This window comes from Hoeflea sp. 108, from assembly GCF_000372965.1.
Lineage (GTDB): Bacteria > Pseudomonadota > Alphaproteobacteria > Rhizobiales > Rhizobiaceae > Aminobacter.
This window is the reverse complement of the sequence record NZ_KB890024.1, coordinates 4,654,778-4,675,459: the sequence shown is the minus strand read 5'-3', so window position 1 is coordinate 4,675,459 and position 20,682 is coordinate 4,654,778. Positions and strand designations below refer to the sequence as shown.

Here is a 20,682-nt window from a genome sequence, read left to right as displayed (position 1 = left end):
CCTGCGCGGCATCACCACGCAAATGTCCGCACAAGAAAGTCCGGCGTTGCGTCGTGCTCGGCGAACAGTTTTTCGCGCTCAGCCTGGCTGCTCGTTTCGAGCACGCCGGTCATCACCAGCCCTGTCCGCAGCCCTGCGCCGTGGCCGCCCGATATGTCGTGCTCGATGCTGTCGCCGACGCAGACGACACGCGCCGGGTCGGGATTTCCGAGCATGTCGAGTGCGGCGGCGTAAATCTCGGGAAACGGCTTGCCGATCCAGGTCACCTCGCCGCCAAGCTCGACGTAGAGTTCGGCAATGCGGCCGGCTCCGAAGCGCGGGCCAAGCGATGTCAGCATGATCTTGTCGGGGTTTGTGCAGAGGCACCGGATGCCTCGTGTCGCTGCTGGCTTAAGCAGGCGGCGATAGTGATCGAGGTCGAAGCGGTCGCCCTCGCTGGCCGACAGCAGCACGATGTCGGCCTCTTCTCCTGTTTCGACCAGCGTCAACGGCAGGCCATCGACCGCCGAGCGGTCGCCGTCGCGGGCGATGAGCAGGCAGCGCAGACCGGTCCCGTCTGCGAGTTGCCTGCGCAAGCTCTGCCAGGCGACCTCGCCCGAGGACAGGAAATGATCCCAGCTGCCGGGCACGAAGCCGAGCTTGACCAATCGCGCCTCGTTGGGCGCCGAACGCTTGCCGGAATTGGACAAGAGCAGCGTGCGCCTGCCGGCCTGCTTCAACCGAACCAGCGTCTCCACGGCGCCGGGGTAAGGTGCTGCGCCGTCGTGCAAGACGCCGAACTGGTCGAGGATGAAGACGTCGAAGCGCTCGGCCAGGTCGCGAATGCCTGAAAGCTGGAGAGGGGACATCACAGATCTCCCACCGCTTCGAGACCGATTAGTGCCAGGCGTGCCGTTCCTGCCGCGGCCTCCTGCGAATGCGCGGGCAGGAACGGCACGCCGAGCCTGTTCTGGCGGATCGCGGTCCATGCAGGGTTTGCCGCACCGCCACCGAGGCTGCGCATGGAATGCAGCGGCGGCGCACCGAGTTCAGCCAATCTGTCATAGCCGAGTTTCTCGATGGCCGAGATGCCTTCCAGCATGGCCTGCAGGAAGCCGCTGTCATCGGCAGGACGTGGAGCGAGCCGTGGCGGCCATGCGGGATCGAGCACCGGAAAGCGCTCGCCCGGTTCGAGCAACGGATAGAAGTCGAGGCCTGTCGGAACATCAGGGTCGATGGCGGCAGAAAGCCGTGCGATCTCATCGGCGGAGAAGAAGTGGGACAAAACCTTGCCGCCGCTGTTGGAGGCGCCGCCGGCGAGCCACATGCCGTTGATACGGTGGCTGTAGATGCCGAAGTCGGGCGCGAAGATCGGCTGGTCGCACAGCAACTTGAGCGTAAGCGTCGAGCCGAGGGCACTGACGCCATCGCCCGGTCTGTCGGCACCGGTCGCCAGGAACGAGGCGCATCCGTCGGTGGTGCCGGCGATGATCTCGACTTCTTCGCTCAGGCCGAAGACCTTTGCCATGGTTGGTGCGATGGTCTCTATTGGTGCACCCGGCGCCACAACGCGCGGCAGAAGCGCGGTCCTGAGCCCGGTCGCTGCGACCCAGTCCGGCCAGCGCCGGTCGATGGGGTCGTAACCTGTCTTGAGCGCATTGTTTTCGTCGGTCGTGCCGAAATGGCCGGCGAGCCGCCCTGCGATCCAGTCGGCCTGATGCAACACCTTTGCCACGTGGGACACGGCCTGGAAGACCAGCGCCTTGGCAAGGCCAGACGTTGCGCCATGGGCCGCGCTTTCGGCCGGGATGACGGCGGCGATACGGGCCAGGATGGCGGCATCGCCGACCTTGTCGTCATACATCAACGGTTCGGCCAATGGCGTGCCGTCACCATCGACAGGCAGCAGCGTGCCTGACGTGGCGTCGATCGCAATGGCATGAACCCTGAAGCGGTCGACCTTGGCGAGTACAGCGCGCAATGCCGTCTCGACCGCTTGCCACCAGATTTTTGGGTCGCGTGGGTTGGCGCCGAAATCAGAGAGTTTGGCCGCGCCCTGCGCCACGATCTCGAAGCCGGGCGTCATCGCCACGGCGCGGGCGCCTGACGTGCCGAGGTCGATGCCGATGGCGAGCGGGGTACTCATCTCAGGCGATCTTCTTGGTGGCGGCCTTGCGGGCGAGGTCCTGCCGGTATTTCTCGGCGTCCCAATCGGTCAGTTGGAGGTGTTCCTCTGCGGTCAGCACCTGCACCGACGCGTTTTCGGGGATACGGGCCAGCACGTCGGCGAGGCAGCGGGCCATGGCATCGGCGCCCGGCGTCGCATCCCTGCGCATCAGGATGCCCGCTCCGGGAAACAGGATCGAGACCGGCGATGCACCGAGGCGCGCGATGACGGCGGAGACGTCCTCGCCGTCGCGGGCGATGACGGAGCCAGTTCCGAGGAAGATCACGTGGTCGGGATAGAGGCTGCCTTTGCCGGCCAAACTCAAACCTGCAGGGTCGGTCGCAGCAGCATGGGCGGCTTCGGATGACGGGAGGCGATAATCAGTGCCGGTGGCGAGTTGAGCGAGGCGATCGGCATCGGGCGCGGGAGCGTTGCGCGGCGCAACACGCAGCCGGGCCTTGACGTCTTCGAGCAAGGCTTCTGTCTGGGTCACCGTCTCTCCGGCGACGACAAGACCATGATTGCCTAGGACCAGCACGTCCGGCCGTTGGCTGCGATGTTCCGATATGGCGATCGCCAGCGGCAGGCCGGGTCGTGCATAAGGCACGTAGGCCCAGTTGAGGCCGGCCAGGCACGGGCCGATCTGTTCGATGCAGTCGCTGCGCACGGCATAAGCGATGGTGTCGACGCAGTGGACGTGCAGCACCACGCGTTGCGGCATCAGCGCATGGACTGTCGTCTCGATAGAGGGGCGCAGGCCGGAGCTGTTGAGCGCCGCGACAGTGAACTGGTGCGCCTGTTCGGCGGCCGGGTCGATTGCTTCGACCGCTGCTATCAACGGCGCCATCTCCACCGGCACCATGATGTCGCGTTCTTTCGCGTGCGCCAGCCAGGTGCCCGATGCCTTGATCCAAAGCGTGCCGCCGACCTTGAGCGACGTATTGCCGCCAGCACCTTGCGTCAGCAGCGGATCGCTGCCGATGCGGGCCGATACGGTTTTCAGCTGTTCGAGTTCGGCTTGCCAGCCGGCCGCTTCTGGCATGGCGACGGTCCTTTCATTTAGGGAGCGGAGCTGGCCGGCAGCGATGTCACAGGCCAGCTCCGAGATTTGGGGAGACGCGCCCGCGCGTCTCCCGATTCGACCTCAGAAGTCGAAATTGCCGATGTTGTCCTTGTTGAAGACGGTCGGCGCGCCGAGCAGGATCTCCGAGCCGTTGATGACGGAGAGGTCGCCGAGCTTGCCTGCCTTCACCGAAGTGGCACCAGGGGCCAGCGTGCCGTCGGCGGTCGCGCGCAGCACGTAGGCAGCGGCATAGCCGAGATCGACCGGGTTCCACAGCACAACCGACTTGACGCAACCTGCGCCGACATAGGGCTTCATCGCATTCGGCGTGGCGAGGCCAACGACGGCGACGCTGCCGCACTTCTTGGCCTGGGTCACGGCGTCCGCAGCGGCCGGCGTCGCCACGCTGGTCATGCCGAAGATGCCCTTGAGCTCGTCGCCGTACTTGTTGATGAGCGTGTTCGACTGGTTGAAGGACAGGATGTTGTCTTCCTGCGCCTCGACCGTCTCGAGCCACTTCATCTTCGGATGGCACTTGGCCTGGTAGGCCTGCATCTCGGCGATCCAGCGTGCCTGGTTCGGCGTGGTGAAGGTCGAGGTGACGATGGCAAAAGCGCCCTCGGCGCCGATCTCGGCCGCCATCGAGTCGACCATGGCCTTGGCGATGCCGTTGAACTCGGCCTGGTTGACGAACCACTGGCGGGCATCCGGCGACGAGTTGGCGTCGTAGCCGACGACGTTGATACCGGCACCGAGCGCCTTCTTCAGCACGGGCGCAATGGCGACCGGGTCATTGGCGGCGAACAGGATGCCGTCGACGCCAGAAGTGATGTAGTTGTCGATCAGCGTGATCTGGTCGTCGATGTTGGCCTTGGACGGACCGTCGGTCTTGGCGTCCATCGAGCCCATTTCCTTGGCCGCGTCGGCGATGCCCTTGGACGTGGCGTTGAAGTAGCCGATGCCGACCAGCTTCGGCACGTCGACGACCTTGATCGTCTTGCCTTTGCGGTCGGGCGCATTGGTCGGCTGGCCGCCATCATAAGGCTTGGCAGCAGCAGTCGCCGGCGTGGCGTCGCAGGCCAACGGGTTGGTGGGCAGGTCGTCGCCGCCCGTCCAGACGGACTGGGCGTTGCTGAGGCTTGTCGAGAAGGACAAGGCCAAGAGCGCGGAAAGTACTACGTTACGCATTCCATCCTCCAATTGATCGTCCGGACACTGTAGAGCGGCAGTGAAGGACGTTGCTCTCCCTAGGTTCGAGTGCCGCTCCTCTCGAAGAGGTTGCTGGCGAGGATCGCCAGAATAAGGACCGCGCCGATCAGCATGATCGTTCCGTCGCCCTTGATGCCCGCAAGCGACAGACCGTTCTTAAGCGCCTGGATCAGGCAAAGGCCGATGATGGTGCCGATGATGGTGCCGCGGCCGCCGAAGATCGAGGTGCCGCCGAGGACCACTGCGGTGATGGCGTCGAGCTCGATACCGGTGCCCATGTCGGAGCGCGTCGTGGAAACGCGCGACACGAAGATGACGGCGGCAACCGCGGCGGCAAAACCCGAGGCAGTGTAGAGTGCGAGCTTGGTCTTCTCGACCGACAGGCCGGAGAAGCGGCTGGCGACCTCGTTGGAACCGACGGCATAGACCGTGCGACCCCAGGTGGTGTAGGCGAGGATGATCGAGGCAACGAGGGCCGCGAACAGCAGGATCCAGAGCTGCGTCGGCACGCCGAGCACGTCCTTCTGGCCCAGCACGTAGAACCATTCAGGATAGCCGCGCACCGAACGCGCCTGGCTGATGCCTTCGGCCAGGCCGCGATAGAGTGCCAGCGTCGCCAGCGTGGCGATCAGCGGCGGCACGCGGAAGCGCGTGATGATGACGCCGTTGACGAAGCCGGCGAAGGTGCCGGCAGCGATCGCTGCGGTTGCGGCCACCGGCAGTGGCAGGCCGACATTCTGCCAGAACACACCCGTCAGAATGGCGGTCAGGCCAAGGATCGAGCCGACCGACAGGTCGATGCCGCCGGTTGCGATGACGAAGGTCATGGCAATCGCGATCAGCCCGATCTCGGTCATCAGTCGACCCTGGTTGAGCAGGTTGTCGACGGTAAAGAAGCGGTCCGACTGGAACGACAAGACGATCAGGACGACCACCAGCAGCAGGGCCAGGAAGGTCTCGTGGCGGATGAGGGATTTCAGCTTCATCTCATGTCCCTCAGCTTCTGCCGCGCCGGCGCAGCATGTCGGCCAGCACAGTCGCCAGGATCAGCAGGCCGATCACGGCGCGCAGCCAGTAGGCCGAGACGTTGACGAAGATCAAAGCCGATCCGATGGTGGCGAACAGGATGGTCGCCAGTGTCGAACCAATGACCGTGCCCGAGCCGCCAAGGATCGACACGCCGCCGATGACGGCCGCGGTGATCACCGTCAGTTCGAGATTTGGCGGCACGGTCGACTGGATGACCTGCAGCTGCGTGGCGAACAGGATCGTGGCGAGGCCGGCAAAGGCACCGTGGATGACGAAGACGGCGACGGTGCGGCGCGCAATCGGGATGCCGGTGGCAAGGGCTGCCTCGGCATTGCCGCCGATGGCATAGAGCGAGCGGCCGAAGGCGGTGTAGCGCATCCACAGTGCTGCAAGCACTGTCAGAACGACCATGAAGACGAGCGGTACCGGCAGGCCGAACACTTGCTTCTGGGCGATCAGGTAGGCGGGCGGCAGATCGGTGATCCAGGTGCCACCGGTGACACTGATCAGGCCGCCGCGCAGGATGGAGAGCGCGCCGAGCGTCACGACGATGGATGGTATGCGGGCATAAGCGACGAGGATGCCGATGATCGCGTTGACCGCCATACCGACAACCACCGGCGCCAGCCAGGCGAACCAGATCGGGTAGCCAGCAACGGCAAGCGAGCCCGAGATCGTCGCCAGCACGCCGATCAGTGCGCCAACCGAAACGTCGATGTTGCCGGTGACGATGACCATCGCCATGCCGATGGCGGCCACCGCGATATAGGCATTTCCAGAGAAGATCGTGGTCAGGTTGTTGGCGCTGATGAAGCGCGGATTGACCATCGTCACCACGGCGAACAGGACAACGATGGCGGCAAGCACCACGATCTCCTGGCCGTAGTCGGCGAAAAGCCGCTTGAAGAAGCCGGGTCGCTGGGGAGTGGGGCGCGAGCGGGCGGTCGCTTCGACTGTCGTCGTCATCATGCGGCCTCCCCACTGCGATGCGCGGTCATAGCGGCGCCGACGCGTTCGGGCGTGGCGTCGGCCCGGTCGATCTCGCCGGTGATGCGGCCGCCGCTGATCACCAGCACGCGATCGCTCATGCCAAGCACCTCCGGCAGTTCGCTCGAAATCATGATGATGGCCACGCCCTGCCTCACGAGTTCTCCCATGATGGTGTGGATCTCGGCCTTGGCGCCGACGTCGACGCCGCGCGTCGGCTCGTCGAGGATCAGCACCTTGGGCATGGTCTCCAGCCATTTGGCGATGACCACTTTCTGCTGGTTGCCGCCCGAGAGTTCGCCGACCGGCTGGCCGATGTTGCGGCAGCGGATGCTGAGCCGTTTGACCGCATCGATGGCACGCTGCGCTTCCTCGCCGGCCTTGATGAAAATGCCGGACGACAGCCGCTCGATGGTCGCCATAGACACGTTCTTGCGGATGGCCATTGCCTTCACCAGGCCCTGCTGGCCGCGATCCTCGGGAACATAGGCGATGCCAAGATCGCGCGCCTGGCGTGGCGATCCGATGCGCACCACCTTGCCTTCCATGACGATCTCGCCTGAAGTTGCCGGCGTCATTCCAAACAGGGTCAGCGCCAGTTCGGTGCGGCCGCTGCCGACGAGGCCGGCAATGCCGAGGATTTCGCCGCGCCTCAGCTCGAAGGAGATGTCGCGCACGTGGCGGCCATGATTGAGGTTCTTCACCCGAAGCACGGTGTCGCCGATGGCGGCGTCGGCCTTCGGAAACAGGCTTTCGATCGAGCGGCCGACCATCATCGACACCAGTTGGTTCTCGTCGACGTCGTCGATATCCCTGGTCGCGACATGGGCGCCGTCGCGCAGCACCGTAACGCGATCGGCCAACGCGAAGATCTCGGGCATGCGATGGCTGACATAGACGATGCCGACGCCACGCTCGCGCAGTTGCCTGACGACGGCCATGAGCCGCTGCACATCGGACTCGACCAGCGAGGCAGTCGGCTCGTCCATGATCAGGATGCGGGCGTTCTTGCTCAACGCCTTGGCGATCTCGACGCGCTGGCGCTGGGCTACCGACAGGCTCAGCACCTTGGTGTCGACGTCAAGGTCATAGGTGTCGAGCTGGTCAAGCAGGTCGCGGGTACGCCGCCGCACCTCGGCCCAGTCGATGATGCCTGCGGACGTGCGCGGGTAGTTGCCGAGAAAGACGTTTTCGGCGACCGAAAGTTCGGGGAAAAGCAGCAGTTCCTGGTAGACGGTGGCGATGCCAACCGCAGCGGCGTCGCGGGTCGAAGAGAATTTCACGTCCCTGCCATCGACCGTGATGATGCCGGCGTCAGGCGTGTAGAGGCCGGACATCATCTTGATCAGCGTCGACTTGCCGGCGCCGTTCTCGCCCAACAGCGCATGCACCTCGCCGGGGCGGACGTCGAAGTTCACTTCCTTCAGCACCTTCACGCCGCCGAAGGATTTCGACATGCCGGCGAGGCTGACATAGGCGGTCGAACTGCTCATCGGCTCGCCTCCTTCGCTTCGGTCATAGCGGACCTTGCTGCGGCGCGGGCGCCGTCGGCCAGTTCGCGCCAGCGGGTACGGTACGCTTCGAGGCCGGGAACGTGGCCTGCGGTGACAGGAACCGTCTCGTCCTTGAATGGTTTCAGGCCAAGCGCCTTGAAGGCCAATGCGGCAGCACCTGTAGCCGAGCCTTCGCTCATCATCGAGCGCACGACCGATTGTGTCGGGCGAAGCTGTGCCAGCATCGTCGTGAACAGGTCGATCTTCGCCAGCCCGCCATCCAGCACCAGGAGGTTCTCCGACTGGATCAGGTCGAGCGACAGGTCGGTCATCATGGCGACGTAGAGTGCGGCGACTGCAGCCCGTTCCTCGCCGCTGACCTCGCCGCCGACGATATGTCCTTTCGTCTCGGGGAAAGGTCCGCCGGCCGCCCATGACGGCAAGGCGAAGACACCGCGTTCCATCACGCGCTCGACTGCGGTCTGCGAGATCGGCTTGTTCCAGTTCTCGCTGATCAGGTCGTATTCGCGACCGCCCATGAAGCGCAGCGACGGCGCCGGTTCGCCATTGACGGTGACATTGGCAATCATGTCGCGCTCCTGGTCGAGCGCGCCGAGCGGACAGTCGAGATTGATGATGATGACCCAGGTGCCGGTCGAGACGAGCGTGAAGTCGCTCAGCCCGGTCATGCGGTAATAGGCCAAGGCCGCATTGGAGTCGTGCACGCCGTTGTGGACGGCGATGGCGCGGCTGCTGCCGTCAGCGAGGGTAACCTTGGTCTCGCCGACCACGGCACCGGCGGGGGCGATCGCCGGGAACCTGTCGCGCCAGCCGAGCCGCTCGACCAGCGAGCTGTAGTCGCGCTTGAGCGGAGCCCAGAGTTGACTGTGCGCGCCGAGATAGGACCATTCGGCAAGCTTTCGGCCACTGAAACGCCAGACCCAATATTGCGGATAGCAAAGGATCGCCTCGGTCGCGGCAAATGCCTCCGGCTCTTCTGTTTCCAGCCAGTAGATGTGGCGGGCAATGGAGAAGCCCAGCGGCAGCCACGGCGTGTAGGTCTCGGAGAAGTCGGGCAGGATCGGATCGATCACATCGGCCACGCTGCCGGGGATTTCCTGCTCGTAGTCAAGGATCGGATGCAGCAGCTCGTCGCCGCGCACCAGCGCAAAGGCACAGCCATGGGCCGAGATCATCAGCCGCGTCACGTCATGGGCCGCAGCGACATCGGCCAGTTCGTGGCCCATCCAGGCGAAGAGACGATCGCCGTCGAGCACGCTCCGCCCGCGAAAATCCTGCCATACCGGCTTGGTGCGCCGCTCGTCGAGCAACGTACCGTCGGGTGAGAACACGAACAGCTTGGAGTTCGTCTTGCCGAGATCGAAGACTGCCAGCGCGCCGCTCATGCGCCACCTCCGCTGGAGGCGATGCGCAGCGCTATGCCAGCGCTTTCGAGCATCTTGGCGTGCTGGTCGGAAAGGCCGTCGTCGGTGATGAGCATGGCCAGGCGCGACAGCGGCAGGGCGATGTTGCGCGCATGGATCGAAAACTTGCGGCTGTCGGCCAGAACGACGATCTGGTCGGCGTTGCGGCTGAGTTCCTGGATCGAGCGCACCATCAGCGGGTGCGATTCAAGCAGGCCGTCGGCGCTGATGCCCTGTGCGCCGATGAAAAACTTCGAGGCGTAAAAATTGATCGGCTGTGCCGGCGAGTAGATCACCCGAGGCTCGCGATGCAGCTCGCCGCCAGCGAGCGTGAGTGTGCATTTGCCGTGCTCGCCGAGATAACCGGCGAGCGGCATGGAGTTGGTGAACAGGCGGACATTGCGGTCGGCCAGCTTGACCCCGAGATGGAAGCAGGTTGAGCCGCCATTGACGATGACCGCGTCGCCGTCGGCGACCATGGTCGCGGCCAGCTCGGCGATCAGCCGCTTGGGCTCGACGGCGAGATCGCGGTTCTCGTCATAGGGACGCGCAAAAGCCGTGCCTTGCGCTGCGCCGTCGAGCGCTGAGATGCCGCCATAGACCTTGCGGGCGCCACCGGCCTCATCGATCTTGTCGATGTCGCGCCGCACGGTTGCCGCGGAGACACCGAGATGCTCCTGCAACTCGCGCACCGACGCAAAAGGCCGGTCACGCAAAAGCTCGACGATCTGCCGTTGGCGGACCAAGTCGTTCACGCAAACACCTCCCATGGCTTCGCGAAAAGGCTGTGCCGTGAGTTAACTTACGCAAATCAAAATCGGGTGCAAGCGATTTGTGACGAAAATTGCTCATATCGCGCTGCAACTAGATCATACCGCGCCGCACAATGACAAAGTTCAATCTTTTTGCGATTGACAAACCGCATGGCTTGGCCTGAATTACGCTCAAACGAGAGCGGCGCCGGTGATGCGCGCCGGGAGGAATCCGACATGCTCGATATCAATTCCACGCGGCTTGCCAATCTGTGGGACGACGCGAAGGCAGCGGCCATGGGCGAGTCCGAACGGCTGGTCTACCGCTCCAACATCCTGGGCTCGGACAAGCGCGTCACCAATTATGGCGGCGGCAACACCTCGTCCAAGATCTTGCAGAAGGACCCGCTGACGGGCGTCGAGGTCGAGGTGCTGTGGGTGAAGGGATCGGGCGGCGACAGCGCGTCGATCAAGCTCGATGGTTTCGCCACGCTCTACATGGACAAGCTCAGGGCGCTGAAGGGCCTCTATCGCGGCCTCGCGCATGAGGACGAGATGGTCGGCTACCTGCCGCATTGCACCTTCAATCTCAACCCGCGCGCGGCGTCCATCGACACTCCGCTTCATGCCTATGTTCCAAGGGCTTACGTCGACCATATGCATCCGGATGCAATCATCGCGATTGCGGCTGCGAAGGATTCTGAGGCGCTGACCGCAAAAATATTCGGTGACGAGATCGGCTGGCTGCCGTGGAAGCGGCCGGGTTTCGAACTCGGGCTCTGGCTGGAAAAGTTCTGCCTTGAGAACCCCAAGGCCAAAGGCGTCGTGCTCGAAAGCCATGGCCTGTTCACCTGGGGCGACACCCCCAAGGAGTGCTACACCACCACCATCGACACCATCAACAAGGCGATCGGCTGGTTCGAGGGTGCAACCAAGGGCAAAGCTGTCTTCGGCGGGGCGGTCGCGACGTCGCTATCGTCGGGTGAACGCCGGGCCGTTGCAGCGCGGCTGATGCCGCGCATCCGCGGCATGGTCTCGCAGCAGGGCGTGCGCAAGCTCGGTCATTTCGATGATAGCGACGCTGTGTTGGAGTTCGTCAACTCGCATCATCTGCGTGGCCTCGCAGCACTCGGCACGTCATGCCCCGACCATTTCCTGCGCACCAAGATCAGGCCGCTGGTGATCGACTTTAATCCTGCGAAACCCGATGTTGACGCCGTGGTTGCAGCGTTGCCCAAGGCGCTGGATGATTACCGCGCCGGCTACCAGGCCTATTACGACCGCTGCAAGCACGCGGATTCGCCCGCCGTGCGCGACGCGAATGCCGTGGTCTACCTGATGCCTGGAGTCGGTATGTTCACCTTCGCCGCCGACAAGGCGACGGCGCGCATTTCAGCCGAATTCTACGTCAACGCCATCAATGTCATGCGCGGCGCTTCGGCGGTGTCGACCTATGTCGGCCTGCCTGAGCAGGAGGCCTTCGACATCGAGTACTGGCTGCTCGAGGAAGCCAAGCTGCAGCGCATGCCGAAGCCAAAGTCGCTGGCCGGCCAGATCGCTTTTGTCACCGGCGGTGCCGGCGGCATAGGCAAGGCGACCGCCGTCCGGCTTCTGCGCGAAGGCGCTTGCGTTGTCATCGCCGACATCGATGAGACCGCCCTTTCTACCGCGCATGAGGAACTCGGCAAGGTGTTCGGCACGGATTTCGTACACCCGGTTCGCCTCGACGTCACCGATGAGGCCGGCGTGGCGTCGGCCTATGCCGACAGCTCCGTCGAATTCGGCGGCGTCGACATTCTGGTCTCGAATGCCGGCATCTCGTCATCGGCGCCGATCGAGGACACGGAACTCTCCATGTGGAACCGCAACATGGACATCCTCGCCAAGGGCTACTTCCTGGTGTCGCGCGAGGCTTTCCGCACCTTCAAGCAGCAGCAAATCGGCGGCAACATCGTCTTCATCGCCTCGAAGAACGGCCTCGCAGCCTCGCCCAACGCGGCGGCCTACTGCACGGCCAAGGCGGCTGAAATCCATCTCGCGCGCTGCCTGGCACTCGAAGGTGCAGAGCATCAGATCAGGGTCAACACCGTCAATCCCGATGCCGTGCTGCGCGGCTCGAAGATCTGGACTGGCGAATGGCGCGAGCAGCGCGCCGCAGCCTATGCGATGCAGCCGGACGAACTCGAGGAACACTACCGCAAGCGCTCGATGCTGAAGCGCTCTGTGTTCCCCGAGGATATCGCCGAGGCGGTCTACTTCCTCGCCTCCGACATGTCTGCCAAGTCGACCGGCAACATCATCAATGTCGACGCCGGCAACGCCCAGAGTTTTACGCGCTGAGCAAAGGCCTTTTCGTCGGACCTGTCTGACGATAGCTGCGGGTGGGGCAGCACGTCGATCGACGCGCGCGAGGCCGCGGCGATCGACGTGCTGCCGCTTCGCTGTTTCCTGTCGGATCCAACACATGATCGCCGGTTCTTCCTAGGCGGAGCGGTCCTGGTCAGTTGAGCAACTCCTGACGGCATTCCCTTCGAAATTGATTCTCCCCCCATCCTCGTTCCGGCTTTCGCTTATTCGATGCCGGCCATGGTCATCGGTGCCCGAGCGCACCAATGAGAATGGCCTGCGGGTGGCATTTGCCAGATGCGTCGCTGCCATGAACCTCGTTGTCCTAGTATCCAGCGCGCACTCTGCAGGCGACGGTTGCGGTTGGCGACGTTGGCCATTGCAGTCCTTTTGACGCCGCTCCACTCCCGGACATCTGGCTTGTCGACAGGATCATCGTGAACTCTGGACAATAATTGTCGACAAAGTAGTTGACAATTTGTGCTGGCTTTTGAATATGGCAGGCAAGGCAAGCGGCATTGCGACCTCAGGGCGGGAGAGGGCGGTGCCGACAGTGGCGGCGTAAGCGAGAGCGCTTTGCGTTCGCTGCGGGCCGGCGTGGCGAAATGCGCCGATGCCGGTCGGCTCGGAACAACGACCTCCGGAACGGAGGCGCGACCTCAAGTGGGAGGACTGAGGATGTGCATGAACATGCCGTCGCGGCGAGCGCGACATTGGCATTCCGCGCCGACGACCGTGTCGGAATGCCTGGCGGACACACCGCTTTCATCCGTGCAGTGACCCGCATTCCTGCGGAACAGTTTCAGCCCCCGCTCATCTGACGAGGCTCCTTATGCTGGTTTTCGTTATCGGCCGCATTGCCAATGCCATCATGGTCATGCTTGCGGTCGCCATGCTCGCCTTCCTGATCTTCCGTCTTGCCGGCGATCCGGTTGAACTCATGGTCACCGAACAGACGACGCAGGCCGACCGCGATGCTCTGCGCGAACGCCTCGGCCTCAACGACAGCGTCGCGACGCAGTTCGTGCACTTCGTCGGCAATGCGGCGCGCGGCGATTTCGGCATCTCCTACCGCAACGGCCAGGACGTGCTGAAACTGATCGGCGAACGCTTCCCGGCAACGCTCGAGCTGGTGCTGGTGGCAACGCTGATCTCGCTGTTCGTCGGGCTGCCGCTCGGTGTGCTGACGGCCATCAAGCGCGGGCGATGGTACACGGAGGCGCTGCAATTCCTGTCGATCGTCGGCGTATCGCTGCCCAGCTTCGTCGTCGGCATCCTGCTCATCCTCGTGTTCTCCGTTATCCTGGGCTGGTCGCCGTCCTTCGGTCGCGGCGAGGTCGTGCAGTTGGGCTGGTGGTCGACGGGCCTGTTGACGCCTTCGGGACGCGCGGCGCTGATCCTTCCTGCCATCGCGCTGTCGCTCTACCAGATCACGCTGATCATGCGGCTGGTGCGTGCCGAGATGCTGGAAGTGCTGCGCTCCGACTACATCAAGTTCGCTCGCGCCCGGGGCATTCCGCGCTGGCGCGTCTATTTCCGCCATGCATTGCGCAACTGCCTGATGCCCGTCGTGACCATGACGGCGATGAACATCGGCTCGCTGATCGCCTTTGCGCTGATCACCGAGACCGTTTTCCAGTGGCCGGGCATGGGCATGCTGTTCATTCAGGCGGTCACCTTCCTCGATATCCCTGTGATGGCAGCCTATCTCTGCATCATCTCCTTCATCTTCGTCGCGCTGAACACGCTGGTCGACATCACCTATGCGGTGATCGATCCGCGCCTGCGTGGCTCGCACTGACAGCGGGAGGCTAGTCGATGACGACCGACGCAACGAAAACAGGCGCTGCTGCGCGTCCCGGCCTGTTGCGGCGTATGCGCAACAGCGATGTCTGGTGGTCCTTCACCCACAGCAAGTCGGCGATGATCGCTGCAGTGATCCTTGCCGTGCTGGTGCTTGCCGCCGTCTTTGCGCCGCTGATTGCGCCGCAGAACCCCTATGATGCGGCCCAGCTCGACATGTGGAAGGCGGAACTGCCGCCGATTTGGGAGCCGACGGGCGAGTGGCCCTATCTGCTCGGCACCGACACGCAAGGCCGCGACATGCTGTCGGCCATCCTGTATGGCACGCGCATCTCCATCGTCATCGGCCTCGGCTCGGTGGCGCTGTCACTGCTGATCGGCATGACGGCAGGTCTTTGCGCCGGCTTTTTCGGCGGCTTCGTCGACAACCTGTTGATGCGCCTCGGCGACGTCACCTTGTCGATCCCGACCATCCTGATCGCAATCCTGGTGTCGACAGTCGTACGGCAGATGCTGCCTGACGGGTTGCGCGAGATCGGTGCTGCCGCGGTTCTGGTGCTGGCCATCTCGCTGTCGTCGTGGGTGCAATATGCCCGCACGGTCCGTGCCCAGACCATCGTCGAGCGCAACAAGGAATATGTCCAGGCAGCAAGGCTGCTGAAAGTGCCGCCGCGCCGTATCCTGGCCTACCACATCCTGCCCAACACGCTGACGCCGGTGCTGGTTGCCGCGACGCTGAACTTCGGCATGGCGATCCTGACCGAAGCGACGCTGTCGTTCCTGGGCATCGGCATGCCGCCTGGACAGCCGTCGCTCGGAACGTTGATCCGCATCGGCAACCAGTTCCTGTTTTCCGGCTCGTGGTGGATCGTCCTGTTTCCGGTGATCCAGCTCTGTCTGCTCGTCGTCGTCGTCAACATACTGGGCGACTGGCTGCGAGACGTGCTCAATCCGAAACTGAGGTAAGGCGTGATGACCAACCTGTTGCTCCGCAACGTTCGGCCCTATGGTGGCGCGAACTCCGATGTGCTGATCCGAGACGGCCGGATTGCAGGCATCGGCCGCTTCGAGGCGGATCCCGGCATGGCGGTCGAGGACGGCAAGGGCGCCATCGCCATTCCCGGCCTGATCGACGCGCATACCCATCTCGACAAGACCACCTGGGGCTTGCCCTGGCACGAGAACAACCGCCGCGCGGTGCTGCGCGAGCGCATCGATTTCGAGCGCGAGAACCGCATCGCGCTCGGCCTCGACCCGCATCGCCAGTCGATGCGGCACGCGATCGGCCTGGCGGCGCATGGCGCCACCCACATCCGCAGCCATGTCGACATCGATCCGGTCCACAAGCTGGCGCTGGTCGATGGCGTGATGGAAACCCGTGAGAAGCTCAAGGGCATCATCGACATCGAGATCGTTGCCTTCCCGCAGTCGGGCCTGATGGTCATGCCTGGCACGCTGGAATTGCTCGACGAGGCACTGAGCCAGGGCTGCGAAGTGCTCGGCGGCATCGATCCATGCGGCATCGACCGCGACCCCAAGGGGCAGTTGGACGCCATCTTTGCGTTGGCGCTGAAGCATCAGTGCCCGATCGACATCCATCTGCATGAGGCGGGCGATCTCGGCGCCTTCACCATGGAGCTGATGTTCGAGCGCATTCGCGCCAACGGCATGCAGGGCAAGGTCGCCATCAGCCACGCCTTTGCGCTCGGCATGAACGACTATCTGCGCGTCGGCCAACTGATCGAGCAGATCGCAGAGCTTGACGTGGCGATCCTGACGACGGGTGCGCCGTCGGCGACCGTGCCGTCGATCATGCGCCTCAAGCAGGCGGGCGTACGCGTCGGTGCCGGCTGTGATGGTATTCGTGACACGTGGGGTCCATGGGGCCAGCCGGACATGCTCGACCGCGCCAAGATCGTCGGTATGAAGAACGGTGTGCGCTCAGACATCGAGCTCGCACATGTGCTGCACATCGTCTCGCAGGGTGGTGCCGATGTCATGCGCATCGAGGGCTACGGCCTGGCGGAAGGCTGCAATGCAGACCTGACGCTGCTGACGGGCGAGACGATCGCCCATGCGGTGGTCGATGTCGCGCCGCGTCCGCTCGTCATCAAGGGCGGCCGCATTACTGCACGCAACGGCCAGGCCACAGTGGAAATGCCATGACCAGACAGGTTCTCGACACGCTCGAACTCGGCAAGCGGCCCAACGGCCGTACGCTCATCACCGCAGCCTGGGTGCTCGGCCATCGTGACGGCGGGCACAGGTTGATCCCCAATGGCCAGGTCGTCGTCGACGGCAGCGAGGTCATCTATGTCGGTACTGACTTCGCCGGCGAGGTCGCCCGCCGCATCGACTTCGGCGCAGCACTTGTCAGCCCCGGCCTCATCGACCTCGACGCGCTGTCGGATCTCGATACCACCATCCTCGGCATCGACCATCATCCGGGCTGGGCCAAGGGTCGCGTCTGGCCGCGCCATTATGTTGAGGCCGGTCCCTACGAAATGTACTCGCAGGAAGAGCTCGCCTTCCAGAAGCGTTTTGCTTTCGGCCAGCTTCTGCTGAACGGCATCACCACGGCTGCCCCCATCGCCTCGCTGTTTTACCGCGAGTGGGGCGAGACGGTCGCCGAGTTCGATGCTGCGGCGGATGCAGCCGGCGACCTTGGCCTGCGTGTCTATCTCAGCCCCGCCTATCGCGCCGGCGGCATGGTTCTGGAAGAGCCGGGCCGCATGGAGGCGGTGTTCGACGAAAAGCGCGGTCTTGCCGGACTGCGCGACGCGGTCGACTATATCGGTCGGCAGACCGGCCGCCACGGCGACCTGGTGCGCGGCATGCTGGTGCCTGACCGTGTCGAGACCTGCACGGAAGAGCTGCTTCGCCAGACGCAGGCAGCTGCGGCCGAACTCGGCTGCAAGATCCGCCTCCACATGGCGCAGGGCTCGATGGAAGTCGAAACCGTTCGCAAGCTGCACGGCACGACAGCGCCGGTGTGGCTGGCGCGTGCCGGCTTGCTCAACGACAGGCTGATCGCGCCGCATGCCACCAACGCGACCGAAGAGGACCTCGGGCTCTACGCACAGAACGATGTGTCGATCGTGCATTGCCCACTGGTCTCGGCCCGTGGCGGCAGCACGCTCAACTCGTTCTCCAAGTGCAAGGAGCGCGGCATCAACATCGCGATGGGCACCGATACGACGCCTCCCGACATGCTGATGAACCTGCTCGTCGGCCTGATCGCCTGCCGCATCAACGACCGTGCGCCTGACCGCGTCCGCAGCGCCGACCTGTTCGACGCCGCAACGCTGGGCGGCGCCAAGGCGCTTGGCCGCGATGACCTCGGCAGGCTCACGCCGGGCGGACGCGCCGACATCGCAGTCTTCGGGCTCGACGATGCCTTCATGGCGCCGTCCATCGACCCGATCACCACACTCGTCACCGGCGGCTCGGGCAAGGTCACACAGGCCGTGTTCGTCGACGGCCGCCTGTCGATGCGTTTCGGCGAGGTTGCCGGCATCGACATGAAGGCCGGACGCGAGCGTGCCCAGCGCCAGTTCGACGGCCTCATCGCCAAGTATCCGGAACGCAGCTGGGGCAACCCGCCGGTTTCGGAGATCTTCCCGCCAAGCTACCCGATAGAGGTCAATGACAATGGCTGATACCGAGAAGGCAGTGCTCGAAGTACGCAACCTCAAGGTCGAATTTCCCGGCCGGCGCGGGGTTGCCACCGCACTTTCCGACGTGAGCCTGTCGATCCGCCCGGGCGAGATCCTGGGTGTCGTCGGCGAGTCCGGTGCCGGCAAGTCGATGACGGGCCTTGCGATCCAGGGCCTGCTCGAGCGGCCGGGCCGTATCGCCGATGGCGAGATCTGGCTCGGCGATCGCCGCATCGACCAGCTCGACGACCGCGAGATGGAGTCGATCCGCGGCCGCGAGATCGGCGCGATCTTCCAGGACCCGCTGACCTCGCTCAATCCGCTGTTCACTGTTGGCGCGCAACTGACGGAGACCATTCGCCAGCATCTGCCGCTAAGCAAGGTCGAGGCCAGGGCGCGCGCGATCTCGCTGCTCAAGGATGTCGGCATTCCGTCGCCGGAAGATCGCTTCGGCCAGTATCCGCACCAGTTTTCCGGTGGCATGCGTCAGCGCGTGGTGATTGCGCTTGCCCTGGCCGCCTCGCCGAAGCTGATCATCGCCGACGAGCCGACCACTGCGCTCGACGTTTCCATCCAGGCGCAGATCACTTCGCTTCTGCGCAAGCTTTGCAAGGAAAAACAGACGGCGGTGATGCTGGTGACCCACGACATGGGCGTCATCGCCGAGACGGCCGACCGCATCGCAGTCATGTATGCCGGTCGCCTTGTCGAGATCGGGCCTGTCGCCGAAGTGCTGCACGCCCCCAAGCATCCCTATACGCGCGGGCTGATGGCCTCGATCCCGGCGCTCGGCGCTCGCGTCGAGCGACTCAACCAGATCGACGGTTCGATGCCGCGGCTCGATGCGATCCCCAATGGCTGTGCCTTCAACCCGCGCTGCCGAGACGCCGGACCGCGCTGCTCGCGGGAGCGGCCGAGCCTGCTGGCGGCGGGCACGGGAGCGAGCGCATGCTGGATCAATGCAGGAGGAACCGCATGACCGCGATGACTTCATACAAGACCTCGGCGCTCAGCGTCGACGGGCTCGTCAAGACGTTCGACGTTTCGGCGCCTTGGCTCAACCGCGTCGTCGAGCGCAAGCCGCGCCAGTATCTGCAGGCGGTCAACGACATCAGCTTCGAGGTGCCGCTGGGCGGTTGCCTCAGCCTCGTCGGCGAAAGCGGCTGCGGCAAGTCTACAGTCGCCCGCCTGGTGACCGGCCTCTACCGAGCCAATGCAGGCGAGCTGCGCTTCGCGCCCGGCGAGGACGGCCAGCCGCTGTCGGCGCAGATGATCTTCCAGGACCCCTACGCCTCGCTCAATCCGCGCTGGCGGGTGAAGAACATCATCGCCGAGCCCATCCGAGAGATGAAACTCCGGAACACGGCAGAGGAGATCGACGAGCGCGTTGTCGAACTCTTGAAGATCGTCGGTCTGTCGGCGTCAGACGGCGAGAAGTTCCCGCACGAGTTCTCGGGCGGCCAGCGCCAGCGCATCTCGATTGCGCGTGCGCTCGCCAGCGAGCCGCGCTTTTTGGTCTGCGACGAGCCGACCTCGGCCCTCGACGTCTCCGTGCAGGCGCAGGTGCTGAACCTGATGCGCAAGCTGCAGGACGAGTTCGGCCTGACCTACCTGTTCATCAGCCACGACATGAGCGTGGTCAGGCATATGTCCGACCGCATCGCGGTGATGTATCTCGGCCGCATCGTCGAGGAGGGCGAAACCGAGGAGCTGTTCGCCAGGCCGCGTCATCCCTATACGCAGCTTCTGCTGCAGACGATCCCCAACATCGAGAAGCCGCATCGCGACCGTGTGATTGCCGCAGGCGAAGTGCCGAGTCCGCTCAAGCCGCCATCCGGCTGCACCTTCCATCCGCGTTGCCCGATGGCGACGGCACGTTGCTCGGCGGAACTGCCGGAAGTGCGCACGCTGGCAAGTGGTACGCGCGTCGCCTGCCATCTGGTGCAGGACGAGTAGCGATGGTGCCTGTGGCTTACGCCAGCGCTGCCCGGAGATCGTGCGAGATGTCGCGCACTTCCCTCAAGTCGAGCTCGGCCTCAACGTGCTCGAGATGATGCTCCATAAGCGCAGCAGCCTTCTTGAAGTTGCCGCTGGCAATCTGTTCGACGATCTCGGCGTGTTCGTCGGGACCGCAGTTGAAGCGCGCGGTGTTGCGGTAGACGGCTGTTATCAGCGAGGTGCGCGAGATCAGGTCGCGCATCATGCCGAACAGGAAGTCGGAGCCGGATATCTCGGCAAGCAGGAGATGGAAGCCGCCCGAGAGCTTGATGATGTCGGTGGTGGAGTCCTTGGCATTGGCGGTGCGCTCCTGGGCGACATGGTTGCGCAGCCGCGCCAGGTCGGGCTTGGAGATCGAATTGCCGATGCGATCGACGACGCAGGCCTCGACGGAGCGGCGGACGGCGAACACGTCCCTGGCCTCGTCGACGGATGGCTGGCACACGAAAGCGCCACGATTGGGAATGATCGTCACGAGGCCTTCGCGCTCAAGCGCGGTCAGGGCCTGGCGGATGCGGGCGCGGCTGACGTCGAAGATTCCGGCCAGCTGGCCTTCTTTCAGCTGGACGCCCGGACGCAGCCGCCGCTCGGCAATCGAGAGCCATACCTTCTCGACAATCTGCTGTGTCGAAACACTTGCTTGTTCGGTCATGACGCGATGCCTCCCACGAGGGCCGACATTCGTCATGCACAATAAAAAGTCAACATTCCAATAAATTACCCGGATTGCATTTTGCTGACAATCATACGGAAAATTGTGTACCAAGCGATGCGGG

At 64.1% G+C, this 20,682-nt stretch carries 17 protein-coding genes; 7 read left to right on the top strand and 10 right to left on the bottom strand.

Annotation, left to right across the window (positions count from 1 at the left end):
- Positions 1-11: 11 nt before the first annotated feature.
- The 9 genes from B015_RS0123210 to B015_RS0123170 all read right to left on the bottom strand — a co-directional run bounded on the left by B015_RS0123210 (position 12) and on the right by B015_RS0123170 (position 10,106).
- On the bottom strand, positions 12-848 hold the full coding sequence (locus B015_RS0123210) for a TIGR01459 family HAD-type hydrolase (RefSeq protein ID WP_018430139.1): 837 nt from the start codon (positions 846-848) through the stop codon (positions 12-14).
- The gene (locus tag B015_RS0123205; RefSeq protein ID WP_018430138.1) at positions 848-2,125 is read right to left on the bottom strand and encodes an FGGY-family carbohydrate kinase; all 1,278 of its coding nucleotides are present in this window, start codon (positions 2,123-2,125) and stop codon (positions 848-850) included. Before B015_RS0123205 ends, B015_RS0123210 begins: the two co-directional genes overlap by 1 nt.
- Before the next feature lies 1 nt (position 2,126).
- Positions 2,127-3,188, bottom strand: coding sequence for a class II aldolase/adducin family protein (locus tag B015_RS0123200; RefSeq protein ID WP_018430137.1), 1,062 nt, complete (start codon positions 3,186-3,188; stop codon positions 2,127-2,129).
- Between the two features lie 102 nt (positions 3,189-3,290).
- Positions 3,291-4,397: a substrate-binding domain-containing protein gene (locus tag B015_RS0123195; RefSeq protein WP_026227628.1), complete on the bottom strand. Its 1,107-nt coding sequence runs from the start codon at positions 4,395-4,397 to the stop codon at positions 3,291-3,293.
- A 59-nt stretch (positions 4,398-4,456) separates the two neighbouring features.
- The gene (locus B015_RS0123190; RefSeq protein WP_018430135.1) at positions 4,457-5,404 is read right to left on the bottom strand and encodes an ABC transporter permease; all 948 of its coding nucleotides are present in this window, start codon (positions 5,402-5,404) and stop codon (positions 4,457-4,459) included.
- Positions 5,405-5,414: 10 nt separating this feature from the next.
- Positions 5,415-6,416 carry an ABC transporter permease gene (locus tag B015_RS0123185; RefSeq protein ID WP_018430134.1) on the bottom strand — a complete coding sequence of 334 codons (1,002 nt, stop codon included), beginning with the start codon at positions 6,414-6,416 and terminating at the stop codon, positions 5,415-5,417.
- Positions 6,413-7,927: a sugar ABC transporter ATP-binding protein gene (locus B015_RS0123180; RefSeq protein WP_018430133.1), complete on the bottom strand. Its 1,515-nt coding sequence runs from the start codon at positions 7,925-7,927 to the stop codon at positions 6,413-6,415. Before B015_RS0123180 ends, B015_RS0123185 begins: the two co-directional genes overlap by 4 nt.
- Complete coding sequence (locus tag B015_RS0123175) at positions 7,924-9,333, bottom strand: FGGY family carbohydrate kinase (RefSeq protein ID WP_018430132.1); 1,410 nt, start codon at positions 9,331-9,333, stop codon at positions 7,924-7,926. Before B015_RS0123175 ends, B015_RS0123180 begins: the two co-directional genes overlap by 4 nt.
- Positions 9,330-10,106 (bottom strand): DeoR/GlpR family DNA-binding transcription regulator, encoded by a 777-nt coding sequence (locus tag B015_RS0123170; protein WP_018430131.1) that lies wholly within the window; start codon positions 10,104-10,106, stop codon positions 9,330-9,332. Before B015_RS0123170 ends, B015_RS0123175 begins: the two co-directional genes overlap by 4 nt.
- 234 nt (positions 10,107-10,340) lie before the next feature.
- Here B015_RS0123170 and B015_RS0123165 point away from each other — a divergent pair, with 234 nt between their 5' ends.
- From B015_RS0123165 to B015_RS0123135, 7 genes are all read left to right on the top strand, one after another.
- Positions 10,341-12,443, top strand: a complete 2,103-nt coding sequence (locus tag B015_RS0123165) for a bifunctional rhamnulose-1-phosphate aldolase/short-chain dehydrogenase (protein ID WP_018430130.1) — start codon at positions 10,341-10,343, stop codon at positions 12,441-12,443.
- 838 nt (positions 12,444-13,281) lie between these two features.
- Positions 13,282-14,250, top strand: coding sequence for an ABC transporter permease (locus tag B015_RS0123160; protein ID WP_018430129.1), 969 nt, complete (start codon positions 13,282-13,284; stop codon positions 14,248-14,250).
- Positions 14,251-14,267: 17 nt separating this feature from the next.
- Positions 14,268-15,218 (top strand): ABC transporter permease, encoded by a 951-nt coding sequence (locus B015_RS0123155; protein WP_018430128.1) that lies wholly within the window; start codon positions 14,268-14,270, stop codon positions 15,216-15,218.
- A gap of 6 nt (positions 15,219-15,224) precedes the next feature.
- The gene (locus B015_RS0123150; protein ID WP_018430127.1) at positions 15,225-16,418 is read left to right on the top strand and encodes an amidohydrolase family protein; all 1,194 of its coding nucleotides are present in this window, start codon (positions 15,225-15,227) and stop codon (positions 16,416-16,418) included.
- Positions 16,415-17,911 carry an amidohydrolase family protein gene (locus tag B015_RS0123145; protein WP_018430126.1) on the top strand — a complete coding sequence of 499 codons (1,497 nt, stop codon included), beginning with the start codon at positions 16,415-16,417 and terminating at the stop codon, positions 17,909-17,911. The genes B015_RS0123150 and B015_RS0123145 overlap by 4 nt, the downstream gene beginning before the upstream one ends.
- Positions 17,904-18,887 (top strand): oligopeptide/dipeptide ABC transporter ATP-binding protein, encoded by a 984-nt coding sequence (locus B015_RS0123140; RefSeq protein ID WP_018430125.1) that lies wholly within the window; start codon positions 17,904-17,906, stop codon positions 18,885-18,887. Before B015_RS0123145 ends, B015_RS0123140 begins: the two co-directional genes overlap by 8 nt.
- Complete coding sequence (locus tag B015_RS0123135) at positions 18,884-19,864, top strand: ABC transporter ATP-binding protein (RefSeq protein ID WP_018430124.1); 981 nt, start codon at positions 18,884-18,886, stop codon at positions 19,862-19,864. The genes B015_RS0123140 and B015_RS0123135 overlap by 4 nt, the downstream gene beginning before the upstream one ends.
- A 16-nt stretch (positions 19,865-19,880) precedes the next feature.
- Here the strand turns inward: B015_RS0123135 and B015_RS0123130 are convergent, their stop codons facing one another.
- Complete coding sequence (locus B015_RS0123130) at positions 19,881-20,558, bottom strand: GntR family transcriptional regulator (protein ID WP_018430123.1); 678 nt, start codon at positions 20,556-20,558, stop codon at positions 19,881-19,883.
- Positions 20,559-20,682 lie beyond the last annotated feature (124 nt).